Origin of the sequence: Burkholderia sp. MS455 (assembly GCF_016899445.1) — a bacterium.
Classification (GTDB): Bacteria; Pseudomonadota; Gammaproteobacteria; order Burkholderiales; family Burkholderiaceae; genus Burkholderia; species Burkholderia pyrrocinia_C.
Genome location: NZ_CP041779.1, coordinates 2,747,602 through 2,761,751 on the forward strand (window position 1 = coordinate 2,747,602; position 14,150 = coordinate 2,761,751).

Annotated in this window: 14 protein-coding genes; 5 read left to right on the top strand and 9 right to left on the bottom strand. The window is 67.2% G+C overall.

Features of this window, described 5'->3' with window-relative positions; translation table 11 throughout:
• The first annotated feature begins 69 nt into the window (after positions 1 to 69).
• Together ilvD and FPJ27_RS31765 are read left to right on the top strand one after the other, a co-directional pair.
• The gene (gene ilvD, locus FPJ27_RS31760) at positions 70 to 1,743 is read left to right on the top strand and encodes a dihydroxy-acid dehydratase (protein ID WP_204424171.1); all 1,674 of its coding nucleotides are present in this window, start codon (positions 70 to 72) and stop codon (positions 1,741 to 1,743) included.
• A 127-nt stretch (positions 1,744 to 1,870) separates the two neighbouring features.
• Positions 1,871 to 2,197, top strand: a complete 327-nt coding sequence (locus tag FPJ27_RS31765) for a c-type cytochrome (RefSeq protein WP_204424173.1) — start codon at positions 1,871 to 1,873, stop codon at positions 2,195 to 2,197.
• 128 nt (positions 2,198 to 2,325) lie between these two features.
• Here the strand turns inward: FPJ27_RS31765 and FPJ27_RS31770 are convergent, their stop codons facing one another.
• From FPJ27_RS31770 to FPJ27_RS31780, 3 genes are read right to left on the bottom strand one after another with little or no spacing between them, the layout of a single operon-like run.
• Positions 2,326 to 3,066 (bottom strand): DUF2486 family protein, encoded by a 741-nt coding sequence (locus FPJ27_RS31770; RefSeq protein WP_204424175.1) that lies wholly within the window; start codon positions 3,064 to 3,066, stop codon positions 2,326 to 2,328.
• A 25-nt stretch (positions 3,067 to 3,091) separates the two neighbouring features.
• Positions 3,092 to 3,508, bottom strand: a complete 417-nt coding sequence (locus FPJ27_RS31775) for a DNA polymerase III subunit chi (RefSeq protein ID WP_048250341.1) — start codon at positions 3,506 to 3,508, stop codon at positions 3,092 to 3,094.
• A gap of 34 nt (positions 3,509 to 3,542) precedes the next feature.
• Positions 3,543 to 5,054 carry a leucyl aminopeptidase gene (locus FPJ27_RS31780; RefSeq protein WP_204424177.1) on the bottom strand — a complete coding sequence of 504 codons (1,512 nt, stop codon included), beginning with the start codon at positions 5,052 to 5,054 and terminating at the stop codon, positions 3,543 to 3,545.
• A 122-nt stretch (positions 5,055 to 5,176) separates the two neighbouring features.
• On the opposite strand from FPJ27_RS31780, the gene lptF reads away from it, so the two are divergent.
• Genes lptF through FPJ27_RS31795 form a run of 3 tightly spaced genes read left to right on the top strand, consistent with a single transcriptional unit; the run spans position 5,177 to position 7,834 of the window.
• Positions 5,177 to 6,271: an LPS export ABC transporter permease LptF gene (gene lptF, locus FPJ27_RS31785; protein WP_072443565.1), complete on the top strand. Its 1,095-nt coding sequence runs from the start codon at positions 5,177 to 5,179 to the stop codon at positions 6,269 to 6,271.
• Positions 6,272 to 6,274: 3 nt separating this feature from the next.
• Positions 6,275 to 7,423 carry an LPS export ABC transporter permease LptG gene (gene lptG, locus FPJ27_RS31790; RefSeq protein WP_175964197.1) on the top strand — a complete coding sequence of 383 codons (1,149 nt, stop codon included), beginning with the start codon at positions 6,275 to 6,277 and terminating at the stop codon, positions 7,421 to 7,423.
• A gap of 27 nt (positions 7,424 to 7,450) precedes the next feature.
• The gene (locus FPJ27_RS31795) at positions 7,451 to 7,834 is read left to right on the top strand and encodes a CbiX/SirB N-terminal domain-containing protein (protein ID WP_072443569.1); all 384 of its coding nucleotides are present in this window, start codon (positions 7,451 to 7,453) and stop codon (positions 7,832 to 7,834) included.
• A 78-nt stretch (positions 7,835 to 7,912) separates the two neighbouring features.
• Here the strand turns inward: FPJ27_RS31795 and cobA are convergent, their stop codons facing one another.
• The 6 genes from cobA to FPJ27_RS31825 form a co-directional block, all read right to left on the bottom strand.
• Positions 7,913 to 8,662: a uroporphyrinogen-III C-methyltransferase gene (gene cobA, locus FPJ27_RS31800; RefSeq protein ID WP_175964196.1), complete on the bottom strand. Its 750-nt coding sequence runs from the start codon at positions 8,660 to 8,662 to the stop codon at positions 7,913 to 7,915.
• Between the two features lie 75 nt (positions 8,663 to 8,737).
• Positions 8,738 to 10,054 carry a sulfate adenylyltransferase subunit 1 gene (locus FPJ27_RS31805; protein WP_204424179.1) on the bottom strand — a complete coding sequence of 439 codons (1,317 nt, stop codon included), beginning with the start codon at positions 10,052 to 10,054 and terminating at the stop codon, positions 8,738 to 8,740.
• 22 nt (positions 10,055 to 10,076) lie between these two features.
• Positions 10,077 to 11,039 carry a sulfate adenylyltransferase subunit CysD gene (gene cysD / locus FPJ27_RS31810; RefSeq protein WP_072443575.1) on the bottom strand — a complete coding sequence of 321 codons (963 nt, stop codon included), beginning with the start codon at positions 11,037 to 11,039 and terminating at the stop codon, positions 10,077 to 10,079.
• A 76-nt stretch (positions 11,040 to 11,115) separates the two neighbouring features.
• Positions 11,116 to 11,859, bottom strand: coding sequence for a phosphoadenylyl-sulfate reductase (locus FPJ27_RS31815; protein ID WP_204424181.1), 744 nt, complete (start codon positions 11,857 to 11,859; stop codon positions 11,116 to 11,118).
• The gene (locus FPJ27_RS31820; protein ID WP_204424184.1) at positions 11,856 to 12,398 is read right to left on the bottom strand and encodes a DUF934 domain-containing protein; all 543 of its coding nucleotides are present in this window, start codon (positions 12,396 to 12,398) and stop codon (positions 11,856 to 11,858) included. The genes FPJ27_RS31815 and FPJ27_RS31820 overlap by 4 nt, the downstream gene beginning before the upstream one ends.
• A 25-nt stretch (positions 12,399 to 12,423) precedes the next feature.
• The gene (locus FPJ27_RS31825) at positions 12,424 to 14,103 is read right to left on the bottom strand and encodes a nitrite/sulfite reductase (protein WP_175964193.1); all 1,680 of its coding nucleotides are present in this window, start codon (positions 14,101 to 14,103) and stop codon (positions 12,424 to 12,426) included.
• Positions 14,104 to 14,150 lie beyond the last annotated feature (47 nt).

Below are 14,150 nucleotides of genomic sequence, written 5' to 3' on the forward strand. Positions count from 1 at the left end.
CTCCATTCTTGTTTCATCCGAACCGGCGCGCCGCTCACGGGCGTCGCCCAGACAACGATGGAGTCCCCCATGCCGTACAACCGTCGCTCGAAGCACATCACGCAAGGCGTGGCCCGTTCGCCGAATCGCTCGATGTATTACGCACTCGGCTACCAGAAGGACGATTTCGACAAGCCGATGGTCGGCATCGCGAACGGCCATTCGACGATCACGCCGTGCAATTCCGGCCTGCAGCGCCTGTCGGACGCGGCCGTCGCGGCCGTGAAGGCGTCCGGCGCGAACCCGCAGATCTTCGGCACGCCGACGATTTCGGACGGCATGTCGATGGGCACCGAGGGCATGAAGTACTCGCTCGTGTCGCGCGAGGTGATCGCCGACTGCATCGAGACCTGCGTGCAAGGGCAATGGATGGACGGCGTGGTCGTCGTCGGCGGCTGCGACAAGAACATGCCGGGCGGCATGATCGCGCTCGCTCGCCTGAACGTACCCGGCATCTACGTGTACGGCGGCACGATCCGCCCCGGCCACTGGAAGGGCCGCGACCTGACGATCGTGTCGTCGTTCGAGGCCGTCGGCGAATTCACCGCGGGCCGGATGTCGCAGGAGGATTTCGATGGCGTCGAGCAGAACGCGTGCCCGACGTCGGGTTCGTGCGGCGGCATGTACACCGCGAACACGATGAGTTCGTCGTTCGAGGCGCTCGGGATGTCGCTTCTGTACTCGTCGACGATGGCGAACCCCGACCAGGAGAAGGTCGATTCGGCGGCCGAATCGGCGCGCGTGCTCGTCGAGGCCGTGAAGCGCGACCTGAAGCCGCGCGACATCATCACGAAGGCGTCGATCGAGAACGCGGTGTCGGTGATCATGGCGACCGGCGGCTCGACCAATGCGGTGCTGCACTATCTCGCGATCGCGCATGCGGCCGAGGTCGACTGGACAATCGACGACTTCGAGCGCATCCGCAAGCGCGTGCCCGTGATCTGCGACCTGAAGCCGTCGGGCCGGTACGTCGCGACCGACCTGCACCGGGCCGGCGGGATTCCGCAGGTGCTGAAGATCCTGCTCGATGCGGGGCTGCTGCACGGCGACTGCATGACGATCACCGGCCGCACGATCGCCGATGAACTGAAGGACGTGCCGAGCGTGCCGCGCGCGGACCAGGACGTGATCTTCCCGATCGACCGCGCGCTGTACAAGGAAGGCCACCTGGCGATCCTGAAGGGCAATCTCGCGGAAGACGGCGCGGTTGCGAAGATCTCGGGCCTGAAGAACCCGGTGATCACGGGCCCGGCCCGCGTGTTCGACGACGAGCAGAGTGCGATGGATGCAATCCTCGGCGACCGGATTCGCGCAGGCGACATCCTCGTGCTGCGCTACCTTGGCCCGCAGGGCGGCCCCGGCATGCCGGAAATGCTCGCGCCGACGTCCGCGATCATCGGCAAGGGGCTCGGCGAATCGGTCGGCTTCATCACGGACGGCCGCTTCTCGGGCGGCACGTGGGGCATGGTGGTCGGCCACGTCGCGCCCGAGGCGTTCGTCGGCGGCACGATCGCGCTCGTGCAGGAAGGCGACTCGATCACGATCGACGCGCACCAGCTGCTGCTGGAGCTGAACGTCGACGATGCCGAGCTCGCGCGCCGTCGCGCCGCGTGGAAACAGCCGGCGCCGCGCTACACGCGCGGCGTGCTCGCGAAATTCGCGGCCCTCGCCCGGCCGGCGAACCAGGGCGCCGTCACGGGTTGACGCGATATCGCCGCCGCATGCGCCCCCAATGGATATGGCCGCCGGGGGAACGCGCAAAACGTGCGTTCCCTTTGCTTTTATAATGCGCGGACCATGAAGCCGGCCGTCCCCGCCGGCGGAGAACCGCATGAAACAGACGATATTGCGCGCGCTGCTCGTGATGCTGCTGACCGGCGGCGCAGCGGCGGCGCGCGCCGAACAGGCCGACGGGCTCGCGCTTGCGCAACGCAAGAACTGCATGGCCTGCCACGCGGTCGGCAAGCCGCTGATGGGCCCGTCGTTCCGCGACATCGCCGGCAAGTATGCGGCGCGCGGCGATGCCGTCGATTACCTTGGCCAATCGATCGTGAAAGGCAGCGTCGGTGTATGGGGCAGCGTGCCGATGCCCGCCAATACGCAACTGACGAGCGGCGAAGCCCACGCACTCGCGCAATGGGTACTGTCGCTGCGCTGAACCGGATGCCCCGGCGGGCATGACCGTTGTGCCGGGCGCCGCCGACAGGCGGGCTTGCCCGTCGCCGGCAGCTTCGCCGGCACTTACTGGAACCGCCCCTTTTTTCTGTCGCCGGAACGACCGGGCGTTCAGCCCGAATGACCGGCGCGGCGACGTGCAATTTCTTCGTCGACCGCGTCGCGGACCCAGTCCATGACCTCGGTTTCCAGCGTCAGCGCCACCTCGCGCGTGACCTGGCCGACCAGCCAGGCCGAATGCTCGTGCAGCGCGTCGCGGCAGCGGGCCTCGATGGCCTCGCGCCCTGCTCCGGTCAGATAGCTCGTCAGCCGATTGCGCAGGCGCTCGGCGATATGCTGCGCATCTTCCGGCGTCAGCCCGACGGCTGCCTGCCCATCCGGCTGCGGCGCCGCGACCGATACGACCACCTCCGGCATGGCCGCTTCAGACGCGTGGTCAACCGCATCACGCGCCACCTCTGCGAACGCATGCTGCGGCACATCGTCGTCGGCCAGCGACGACCGGAGCGGCGCATTCATGACCGCTGCGTCCGCGGCGACCACGTGCTCCGCGGCGCCCGGTTCGGCCGGCGCATCGGTCTCGCCCATTGCCGCCGCAGCAGCCGTCGCGACGTCGCCCGGCAGCTCGACCGCCGGCACGTGCAGCGTCGGCACGGGTTCGATCACGACGAATTCGGGGTCGGCCTCGGTTTTCGTGGAATCGGCCGGCGCGATCACGTCGGTCAACACCGGAATCGCCGCGCCGGCGTGCGGCTGCGGCGCGTCGGGCGCGGGCGAGCGCGCCGGCACCGGCTTGCCCGGCACCAGCACGTCGGTCAGCGTCGGGATCGAGGATGAATCGGCTTGTGTCACGGGAACGCTCCGTCGACGGTTGCGGCTAGCTGCCCTGCTTGTAGTTGTTCAGCGCGTATCCGCGATCGCGGTAGAAGCGATAGCGGTCGCGGCCCGCGGCCAGTTCGTCCGGCGCGTTGCCGACCACTTCGAGCAGGCGCTCGAAGCGGGCGAACTGCGCGGGCACGGCCGCGCCGAGGTTCAGCAGCACGTGATGATGCGGCGCCTTGTCGAGATCGGCGGCCAGCACGATCGGCGTGCCGGCCGCGTGCTCGCTGTCGACGCCGCAATGCGGAATGAAATCGAGCGGCGAGAACGTCCAGAGCCGCTCGTCGAGCGCGCGCAGGCGCGCGGGCTCGGCGAGCACGACGACCGGCTGCCCGGCCTGGTAGGCCTTGCGCAGCAGCCGGCACGCGTACGCGAGCGAATCGCCGACGTTCGAGTGGAAATCGATCCGCGTCATTGCCCGCGCACCCGCATCGTCGTCAGCACCGCCATCACTGGCCGGCGCGGTCGATCAGGAACTGCGCGAGCAGCGGCACCGGACGGCCCGTCGCCCCCTTCGCGGCGCCGCTCTTCCACGCGGTGCCCGCGATGTCGAGGTGGGCCCACGGGTAGCTCTCGGTGAAGCGCGACAGGAAGCACGCGGCCGTCACGCTGCCGGCCGGACGTCCGCCGATGTTCGCGAGATCCGCGAAGTTCGACTTCAACTGATCCTGGTACTCGTCGTCGAGCGGCAGGCGCCATGCCGGGTCGCCCGCCTCGCGCGACGCGTCGAGCAGTTCGCCCGCGAGCGCGTCGTCCTTCGAGAACAGGCCGCTGTTGTGATGGCCGAGCGCAATGATGCACGCGCCCGTCAGCGTCGCCACGTCGATCACCGCGGCCGGCTTGAAGCGCTCCGCATACGTGAGCGCGTCGCACAGGATCAGGCGGCCTTCGGCGTCGGTGTTCAGCACCTCGATCGTCAGGCCCTTCATGCTCGTGACGATGTCGCCCGGCTTCGTCGCGTTGCCGCCCGGCATGTTCTCGCAGGTCGGCACGATCGCGACGACGTTGATCTTCAGGCCCATCTCGGCAACCGCGCGCATCGTGCCGAGCACGGAACCGGCGCCGCACATGTCGTACTTCATCTCGTCCATGCCCTCGCCCGGCTTCAGCGAGATGCCGCCCGTGTCGAACGTGATGCCCTTGCCGACCAGCACGACCGGCGCGGCCTTCGCGGCGGCGCCCTGGTAGTGCAGCACGATGAACTGCGGCGGTTCGACCGACGCGCGTGCGACCGACAGGAACGAGCCCATCTTCAGCGCCTGGATCTGCTTGAGCCCGAGCACCTCGGCCTTCAGGCCCCAATCCTTCGCGAGCTTCTTCGCGGTATTGCCGAGATAGGTCGGCGTGCAGACGTTGCCGGGCAGGTTGCCGAGGTCGCGGGTGAGATCCATCCCGTTCGCGAGCGCAACGGCCTGCTTGACCGCGACCTTCGCAGCCTTTTCGTCCGACGGATCGACGCTGAACACGACGCGCTTGAGCGTGTGCGACACCGGTTCCGGCTTGCTCTTCATCTGCGTGAAGCGGTAGGTCTCGTTGCGCAGCGCGAGGATCGCCGCGCGCACGCCCCAGTCGGAGCTGCGCTCGTCGACCGGCAGTTGTGCGAGCGTGAACGTGACCTGGACGACCTTGGTCGCCAGCAGCGCGCGCCAGGCGGCCGTGGCCGCGTCGTTATAGGCTTTCTGGTTGAAAGCATCCTGCTTGCCGAGGCCGACGAGCAGCACGCGCGACGCGCCGATGCCCGACACTTCGTGCAGGAACAGCGTCTTGCCGCGCTTGCCGTCCATGTCGCCGGCCTTCACCACGCGCGAAATCAGCCCCTTGGTGGCCGTGTCGATGTCGAGCGCCGCGCCGGAAAGCGTCTGCGCCTCGAAGATGCCGAGCACGATGCAGTCGGACTTCCCGGTCAGGAACCCCTTGGCCTCGCCTTTGCTCCAATCACAGCCTTTTATGCTAAAGTCCATCGCGCTTGTCCTCGGATAAAATCTGGGCTAAGGATGAAAGCCGCAATTATCCGCTATTTTTCCCGTGGCGGCGCGAGCGCTCCACCACGCGTGCGCAGCCTCCCGCCCTCTTCTCATCAAGAATGATCTTCGAACGCTCCCTCCAGCGCGAGCTTGCGTATACGGCTGGCGCCGTGTTCATGGTGCTGCTCACGATCATGCTCACGACGATGATGATCCGCATCGTCGGCTACGCCGCGTCCGGCGAAATCGACCCGCGCGACGTGCTCGTGCTGATCGGCCTGACCGTGATCGGCTATCTCGCCGTGATGCTCGTCGTCACGCTGTTCGTGTCGATCCTGTTCGTGCTGACCCGGTGGTACCGGGACTCCGAAATGGTGGTGTGGCTCGCGTCGGGCGTGAGCCTCACGCGCCTCATCAAGCCGATCGGCGTGTTCGCCACGCCGATCATCCTGCTGATCGCGTTCTTCGCGTTCGTCGGCTGGCCGTGGTCGAACCAGCAGAGCAAGATGATCAAGGCACGCTTCCAGCAGCGCGACGAGATCTCGCTGCTCGCGCCGGGCCAGTTCCGCGAGTCGGCCTCGAACCATCGCGTGTTCTTCATCGAGAAGATGACGCCCGACCAGAGCAAGGTGCAGAACGTGTTCGTGACGTCGACCGAGAACGGCAAGGTCAACGTCGTCGTGTCGCAGACGGGCCATACGGAAACGTCGAAGGACGGCGACCGCTTCGTCGTCCTGGAAGACGGCCGCCGCTACGACGGCACGCCCGGCCAGCCGAACTTCAAGATCATGGAGTTCGAGCGCTACGGCGTGAAGATCACCAGCAAGCCGGTCGTGAACGTGCAGACCACCAACAGCACGCCGACGCCCGAGCTGCTGCGCAACCCGACGCGCGACAACCTCGCGGAATTCGCGTGGCGCGCGGGGCTGCCGCTGATCGCGCTCAACCTGATGGTGCTCGGCATCCCGCTCGCGTACCAGAACCCGCGCCGCAGCCGCACGATCAACCTCGTGATGGCCGTGCTGATCTACCTCACCTACTCGAACCTGCTGAACGTCGTGCAGGCGCAGATCGAGCAGGGCAAGATGTCGTTCGGCGTCGGCCTCGTCGGCCTGCACGCGCTCGTCGCGGCGATCGTCGCCGTCATCTTCTGGTTGCGCGTGCGCAATCGTCCGCTGTTTACACGCGCGCTGTTCGGCCGCTCGGGAGCATGATCGATGCGGCTCTATGAAAAGTACTTCGCGCGACAGATCTACGTCACGTTCATCTTCATCCTGTTCGCGTTCTCGGGCCTGTTCTTCTTCTTCGACCTGATCAGCGAACTGAATTCGGTCGGACACGGCAACTACAAGTTCGGCTACGCGGTGATGCGCGTCGCGCTGCAGACGCCGTCGCGCTTCTACGAGATCATCCCGGTCGCCGCGCTGATCAGCGCGATCTACGTGTTCGCGCAGATGGCCGCGAATTCGGAATTCACGATCTTCCGCGTATCGGGCCTCGCGACCAACCAGGCGCTGCGCTCGCTGCTGAAGATCGGCGTGCCGCTCGTGATCGTCACCTACCTGATCGGCGAATTCGTCGGCCCGTACGCCGACCAGTTGTCCGAACGCGTGCGGCTGCAGGCGCTCGGCGCGTCGGTGTCGTCGAACTTCCAGTCGGGCGTGTGGGTGAAGGACACGCTCGCGGCCCGCGAAAACGGCGAACAGGTCACGCGCTTCGTCAACGTCGGCAGCCTGTCGCCCGACTCGACGATCAGCAACGTGCGCATCTACGAGTTCGACTCGAAATTCCAGCTGCAGAACGTGCGGATCGCGCAGACGGGCCGCTACGAGCCGCCCGGCCACTGGCTGCTGACGGGTGTCACCGAAACGGAGCTCACGCCGATCAAGCCGATCAGCGGCCAGCCGGCCGACGCGCTGAACCCCGTCTACCGGTCGCAGCAGGTATCGCTGCCCGAATACCGGCTGCGTTCGGACCTGACGCCGCAGATCCTGTCGGTGCTGCTCGTGTCGCCGGAGCGCATGTCGATCATCAACCTGTTCCGCTACATCCAGCACTTGCGCGAAAACCAGCAGGACACGCAGCGCTACGACATCGCGCTGTGGCGCAAGCTGCTGTATCCGTTCGCGGTGTTCGTGATGCTCGTGCTGTCGCTGCCGTTCGCGTATTTGCACACACGCGCCGGCGTGGTCGGCGTGAAGGTGTTCGGCGGCATCATGCTCGGCATGAGCTTCCAGCTGCTCAATACGCTGTTCTCGCACATCGGCACGCTGAACACGTGGCCCGCACCGCTCACCGCCGCGACGCCGGGCCTGATCTATCTCGCGCTCGGCCTGTTCGCGCTAAAGTGGGTCGACCGGCACTGAGCGCCGCATCACGACGGAGACTTCGACATGAGCTCGCACGGCATCGTCCTGTTCGGCCACGGCGCCCGCGATCCGCGCTGGGCCGAGCCGTTCGAGCGGCTCGCCGCGCGGCTGCGCGGCGCCGGCTCCCCGGCGTCGCACGTGTCGCTCGCATTCCTCGAACTGATGACGCCGTCGCTCGGTGAGGCCGTGGCCGCGCAAGTTGCCGCCGGCTGCACGCGCATCACCGTGGTACCCGTGTTCTTCGGCCAGGGCGGCCATGTCCGCCGCGACCTGCCGCAGCTCGTCGATGCATGCCGCGCCGCGCATCCGGGCGTCGAGATCCGCTGCGCGACGGCTGTCGGCGAAGACGACGGCGTGCTCGATGCGATCGCACGCTATTGCATCGACCGGATCGGCGACGACGCGTAGGCGCAACGGCGGCTCCAAATAAAAAAGCGCTGGCTTCCGCCAGCGCTTTTTTCGTTTCGGACTGCGGCCGGATTCCGCTCAAGCCGCATCCCGCAGCGGATCGCCCGTTTTCGCGTGCCGTGCGCGCTCGGCGAACGCGTCGCCGATCATCAGCAGGCTCGGTTCCGCGGGATCGAGCCACGCCTGCGCGTCGCCCGCCGCCATCTGCGCGAGCGTCAGCGTCAGCGAGCGCTCGCGCGCGGTGCTGCATGCCTCGACGATCGCCACGGGCGTCGCCGGCGCACGGCCGGCATCGATCAGCTCCTGCGCGATGCCGGGGGCGCTGTCGCGGCCCATGTAGTAGACGATCGAATCGGCGCGCGCGGCTTCGCGGATCTCGTCGCTGCCCGGCGCACGGCTGTGCGTCGCGAACGCGACGCTGCGCGACACGCCGCGCAGCGTCAGCGAACGCTTCAGCGTCGCCGCGCCGGCCAGCGCCGCGGTGATGCCCGGCACGACCTCGTAGTCGATGCCGGCCTCATCGAGCGCGCGCATTTCCTCTTCGGCGCGACCGAACAGCATCGGGTCGCCGCCCTTCAGCCGCACGACGCACGCATGCTCGCGCGCCGCATCGACGATCTGCTTGTTGATGAAGTGCTGCGCGGTCGAGCGCTGCCCGCAGCGCTTGCCGACCGCGATCCTGCGCGCGTTCGGCGCGTAGTCGAGCATCGCGGGCTCGACCAGCGCGTCGTGCAGCACGACGTCGGCCTGCGCCAGCAGCCGCGCGCCGCGCACCGTGATGAGGTCCGCTGCGCCCGGCCCTGCTCCGATCAGATATACCTTGCCCATGTTGGTCGCTTCGCTTGTCCTGCGGACGGCGGCGTCCGGCTCGCGCCGCCGCATGGCGGCGCGGTTTGCCGGTGGTTACGCCGAGAACGCCCGGATCATGCCTGCGGCGACCGTGTGGTGCGTCGCCTCGTCGATCAGCACGAACGCGCCCGTGCCCGGATGCGCGTCGTAGGTGTCGCAGACGATCGGCTTCTGCAGCGTCAGCGCGACGCGGCCGATGTCGTTCATCTTCAGTTCGTGACGGTCGGTCGCGTGCGACAGCGTATGCACGTCGAGCACCTGCTTGACCGCGCCGATCTTCGCGAACACCGTGCTCGTGGTCTGCTTCAGCAGGTACTTGCGCTGCGGCGACAGCGGCGCTTCGTCGAACCAGCACAGGTCGGCCTCGAGCTTCTTGGCCGGCTCGACCGGCTCGACGGTCGTGACGAACATGTCGCCGCGCGACACGTCGACATCCTGTTCGAGACGGATCGTCACCGTCTGGCCCGCGAACGCTTGCGCGACGGACGCGGTGCCGCCCGGCACCGGCGCGACGATCTCGGCCACCGTCGCGGTACGGTTCGACGGCAGCACGACGATCTCGTCGCCGACCTTCACTTCACCCGACTCGATGCGGCCCATGTAGCCGCGGAAATCGTCGGCCGAGCTGCCGTCCTGGCGCGCGACCCACTGCACCGGGAAGCGCAGCGCGTCATGCGCCTGCGTCTCGACCGGCAGCGCCTCGAGCACGTCGAGCAGCGGCTCGCCCGCGTACCACGGCATGCGCTCGCTCGCGCCGACGATGTTGTCGCCCTTCAGCGCCGACACCGGCACGAAGCGCACGTCGTCGAGGCCGAGCTGCTTCGCGAGCGAAACGTACGCGTCGCGGATCTCGTTGAAGCGCGCCTCGCTGTAGTCGACGAGGTCCATCTTGTTGATCGCGACGATCACGTGCTGCAGCGCGAGCAGCTTGACGATCGCGCTGTGGCGTTTCGTTTGCGGCAGCAGTTCGGCAACGCCGTTCTCGACCGTCACGCGCGTCGCGTCGATCAGGATGATCGCCGCGTGCGCGGTCGACGCGCCGGTCACCATGTTGCGCGTGTACTGCTCGTGGCCCGGCGTATCGGCGATGATGAACTTGCGCTTCGCGGTCGCGAAGTAGCGGTATGCGACGTCGATCGTGATGCCCTGCTCGCGCTCGGCTTCCAGGCCGTCGGTCAGCAGCGCGAGGTCGAGCTCGTCGCCGACCGTGCGCTTGTTCTTCGCCCGCGACAGCGCGGACAGCTGGTCCGACAGCACGGCCTTGCTGTCGTACAGCAGGCGGCCGATCAGCGTGCTCTTGCCGTCGTCGACGCTGCCCGCGGTGATGAAGCGCAGCACGCCGAGGTCTTCGTGATTTTCGATGATGCTCATGATGTGAATGTCCTCGTGTGCTTCAGAAATAACCTTGCTTCTTGCGCTGTTCCATCGCGGCTTCGGAGGTCTGGTCGTCCATCCGCGTCGCACCGCGCTCGGTGATCTCGGTCACCGCCGTCTCGGCGATGATCTTCTCGACGTCGTCCGCGTCGCTCTCGACCGGGCACGTGCAGCTGATGTCGCCGACCGTGCGAAAGCGCACCTGGGCGACTTCGCTCGTCTCGCCGTCGCGCATCGGCGTAAGCGGCGTGACGGGCACGAGCAGGCCGTTGCGGCGCACGATCTCGCGCTGATGCGCGTAATAGATCGACGGCAGCTCGAGGTTCTCGCGCGCGATGTACTGCCACACGTCGAGCTCGGTCCAGTTCGAGATCGGGAACACGCGCAGGTGTTCGCCTTTATGCAGCCGTGCGTTGAAGAGGCTCCACAGCTCAGGGCGCTGTGCCTTCGGGTCCCACTGGCCGAATTCGTCGCGGAACGAGAAGATGCGCTCCTTCGCCCGCGCCTTCTCTTCGTCGCGGCGCGCGCCGCCGATCAGCGCGGTGTAGCCGTGCTGCTCGATCGTCTCGAGCAGCGTGACGGCCTGCGCGGCGTTGCGCGAATCGGTTTCGCGGCGCAGCACGACCGTGCCGCGCTTGATCGAATCCTCGACGTGGCCGACGATCAGCTCGGCGCCGAGCTCCTGCGCGCGGCGGTCGCGGAAATCGATCACTTCGTCGTAGTTGTGGCCCGTGTCGATGTGCACGAGCGGGAACGGCAGCGTCGTCTTGCGGTTCGCGCCGAGACCAAACGCCTTCAGTGCCAGATGCAGCACGACGACCGAATCCTTGCCGCCCGAGAACAACAGCGCCGGCTTGCTGCATTCGGCGACCAGTTCGCGCAGGATGTGGATCGACTCGGCTTCGAGCCAGTCGAGGTGGCCCATGCGGCTGTCGCCGCCGGTGGCCGGGGCAAAGGCGGATTGCTCGAGCGTCGTGCTCATGATTTCAGTCCTTCTCTTCTGGGTTCGTGCCGCCCGCTGTCGCAGGCGGCGCAATATTCAGTTTCTTGTCGGGCTTTCAGCGCGCGGCGCCTGCTTCGGCGGTCGCGGGAATCGGCGTGATCGTGATGTGCAGCCCGCATTCCTTCGTGTCGCGCGATTCCCACCACCAGCGGCCCGCGCGGCTGTCCTCGCCGGGGCGGATCGCGCGCGTACACGGCTCGCAGCCGATGCTCGGGTAACCGCGCGCATGCAGCGGGTTGACCGGCACGTCGAACGCGCCAAGGTACGCCCACACGTCGGCTTCCGTCCAGTCGGCGAGCGGGTTGTACTTCGCGATCCCGCGCGCTTCGTCCTGTTCTTCCTCGTGCAGCTCCGCACGCGTGACCGACTGCTCGCGGCGCTGGCCCGTGACCCACGCGCCGACGTCCGCCAGCGCGCGGTTCAGCGGCTCGACCTTGCGGATGTGGCAGCACGACTTGCGCAGCTCGACGCTCTCGTAGAACGCGTTCAGGCCGTGCTCGGCGACGTACTGGTCGACCGCATCCTGCTGCGGGTGGAACTGCTCGATCTCGTAGCCGTAGCGCTCGCGCACGCGGTCGATCATGCCGAGCGTTTCAGCGTGCAGACGGCCCGTGTTCAGCGAGAAGATGCCGATCGACACGCCCTTCGACAGGATCGCGTGCGTGAGCAGCATGTCTTCCGCGGCGAGGCTGCTCGCGAACTTCACCTTCTCGTGACGTGCGCCGATCTGCGCGAGCAGCGCGTCGAGGCGCTCGACCTTCGCGGCGAGTTCCGGCGTCAGCGCGGTAGCGGTACTCATGCGCCCACCTTGGCGTCGGCCGCGGCGGCGCGGCGGCGGAACAGCGGCGCCGGCTCGTCGAACGCGCCCTGGTAGCGCTGCGTGAATTCCGTGAACGCATTCAGCGCGTCGTGGATGTCCCTGTCGGCACGCACCGCGAATGCGTCGAAGCCGCAACGCGACATGTACAGCAACTGGTCGCGCAGCACGTCGCCGATCGCGCGCAGCTCGCCCGTCCAGCCGTGACGCTCGCGCAGCAGGCGCGCGATGCTGTAGCCGCGGCCGTCCGCGAAGCGCGGGAAGTCGACGGCAATCAGCGAAATCGCGCCGAAATCGGCCGCGAGATCGGCCGGCTCGCTGTCCGGCGCGAGCCACACGCCGAGTTCGTCTTTCGTCTTCGCGGCGACGAGCGCCGCGCGCTCGGCCTGCCACAACGCGAACGGCACCAGCACCTTGCCGGCCGGCAACGCGTCGATCGCGGGCAGCGCACCGTCTTCCGCCGCGCGCACGACCTGCCATGCATCGTCGATCACTGCGCGGTTCTTGATAATCGAAGCCATCTGCAAATTCCTTCTACCCGGTTGGTTACGCGTTCACTGCCTGGCGCGCCGCATACACGCGCTCCTTGAACGGCGCGATGCCGATGCGGTCGTACGTGTCGACGAAACGCTCGCCGTCGATGCGTGCTTCGACGAACGTGTCGATCAGCTTCGCGATCACGCCCGGCACTTCTTCCGCCGAGAACGACGGCCCGATCACGCGGCCGAGGCGCGCGCCGTTCCGGCCCGTGCCCTGCTCGCCGCCGAGCGACACCTGGTACCACTCGGCGCCGTCCTTGTCGACGCCCAGGATGCCGATGTTGCCGACGTGGTGATGGCCGCACGAATTCATGCAACCGGAAATGTTCAGCGACAGGTCGCCGAGGTCGTACACGTAGTCGAGATCGTCGAAGCGCTGCTGGATCGCCAGCGCGATCGGGATCGACTTCGCGTTCGCGAGCGAGCAGAAATCGCCGCCCGGGCACGCGATGATGTCGGTCAGCAGGCCGATGTTCGGCGTCGCGAAACCGGCCGCCTTCGCCTTTTCCCACACCGCGAACAGATCGCGCTTCTTCACGTTCGCGAGGATCAGGTTCTGCTCGTGCGACACGCGCAGCTCGCCGAACGAGTATGCGTCGGCCCAGTCGGCGACCAGTTCCATCTGCTGGTCGGTCGCGTCGCCCGGCGCCACGCGGTGATCCTTCAGCGACAGCGTGACGGCCGCGTAGCCGGACACCTTGTGCGGCGCGACGTTGCGCTCGACCCAGCGCGCGAACGCCTTGTTCTCGAGCAGGTGCTGTTCGAACGATGCGTCGGTGTCGGCCAGCTTCTCGTAGACGGGCGGCTTGAAATACTGCGACACGCGGTCGACTTCCGCCTGCGTGAGCGTCGACGGGCCGTCCTTCAGGTGCTGCCACTCTTCCTCGACCTGCTGCGCGAACTTCGCGGGCGACAGCGCCTTCACGAGAATCTTGATGCGCGCCTTGTACAGGTTGTCGCGGCGGCCGAAGCGGTTATACACGCGCAGCACGGCTTCGCAGTAGGTGAGCAGGTGCTGCCACGGCAGGTCTTCCTTGATCACCGCGCCGATGATCGGCGTACGGCCGAGGCCGCCGCCCGCGAGGATGCTCGCGACCACCTCGCCCTGCGCGTTCTTCTTCAGGTACACGCCGAGATCGTGGATCTGCACGGCCGCGCGGTCGTGTTTCGAGCCCGACACCGCGATCTTGAACTTGCGCGGCAGCCACGCGAATTCGGGATGGAACGTCGACCACTGGCGCAGGATTTCCGACCACGGACGCGGATCGATCTCCTCGTCCTGGGCGACGCCCGCGAACTGGTCCGCCGTGATGTTGCGGATACAGTTGCCCGAGGTCTGGATGCCGTGCATCTGCACCGACGCGAGCTTCGCGAGGATCTCGGGCGTGTCTTCGAGCTGGATCCAGTTGAACTGGATGTTCGAACGGGTCGAGAAGTGGCCGTAGCCGCGATCGTGTTCGCGGGCAATGCGCGCCAGCATCCTGAGCTGGTCGCTGCGCAGGTTGCCGTACGGAATCGCGATGCGGTGCATGTACGCGTGGCGCTGCATGTACAGGCCGTTCTGCAGACGCAGCGGACGGAATTCGTCTTCGCTCAACTCGCCCGACAAGCGGCGGCGCACCTGATCGCGGTACTGCGCGACACGCTCGTCAACGATCGTCTGGTCGTATTGGTCGTACTGATACATTCGGGGACCCCAGGGGTTTTCGTGGTGACCGCGCGACGTCCTAGCCA

Coding starts and splice junctions, on each gene's coding strand:
- ilvD (WP_204424171.1), top strand. CDS start 70: ATGCCGTACAACCGTCGCTCGAAGCACATCACGCAAGGCGTGGCCCGT.
- cobA (WP_175964196.1), bottom strand. CDS start 8,662: ATGGGCAAGGTATATCTGATCGGAGCAGGGCCGGGCGCAGCGGACCTC.
- FPJ27_RS31805 (WP_204424179.1), bottom strand. CDS start 10,054: ATGAGCATCATCGAAAATCACGAAGACCTCGGCGTGCTGCGCTTCATC.
- FPJ27_RS31825 (WP_175964193.1), bottom strand. CDS start 14,103: ATGTATCAGTACGACCAATACGACCAGACGATCGTTGACGAGCGTGTC.
- FPJ27_RS31815 (WP_204424181.1), bottom strand. CDS start 11,859: ATGAGTACCGCTACCGCGCTGACGCCGGAACTCGCCGCGAAGGTCGAG.
- FPJ27_RS31795 (WP_072443569.1), top strand. CDS start 7,451: ATGAGCTCGCACGGCATCGTCCTGTTCGGCCACGGCGCCCGCGATCCG.
- cysD (WP_072443575.1), bottom strand. CDS start 11,039: ATGAGCACGACGCTCGAGCAATCCGCCTTTGCCCCGGCCACCGGCGGC.
- FPJ27_RS31775 (WP_048250341.1), bottom strand. CDS start 3,508: ATGACGCGGATCGATTTCCACTCGAACGTCGGCGATTCGCTCGCGTAC.
- FPJ27_RS31765 (WP_204424173.1), top strand. CDS start 1,871: ATGAAACAGACGATATTGCGCGCGCTGCTCGTGATGCTGCTGACCGGC.
- lptG (WP_175964197.1), top strand. CDS start 6,275: ATGCGGCTCTATGAAAAGTACTTCGCGCGACAGATCTACGTCACGTTC.
- FPJ27_RS31820 (WP_204424184.1), bottom strand. CDS start 12,398: ATGGCTTCGATTATCAAGAACCGCGCAGTGATCGACGATGCATGGCAG.
- FPJ27_RS31780 (WP_204424177.1), bottom strand. CDS start 5,054: ATGGACTTTAGCATAAAAGGCTGTGATTGGAGCAAAGGCGAGGCCAAG.
- lptF (WP_072443565.1), top strand. CDS start 5,177: ATGATCTTCGAACGCTCCCTCCAGCGCGAGCTTGCGTATACGGCTGGC.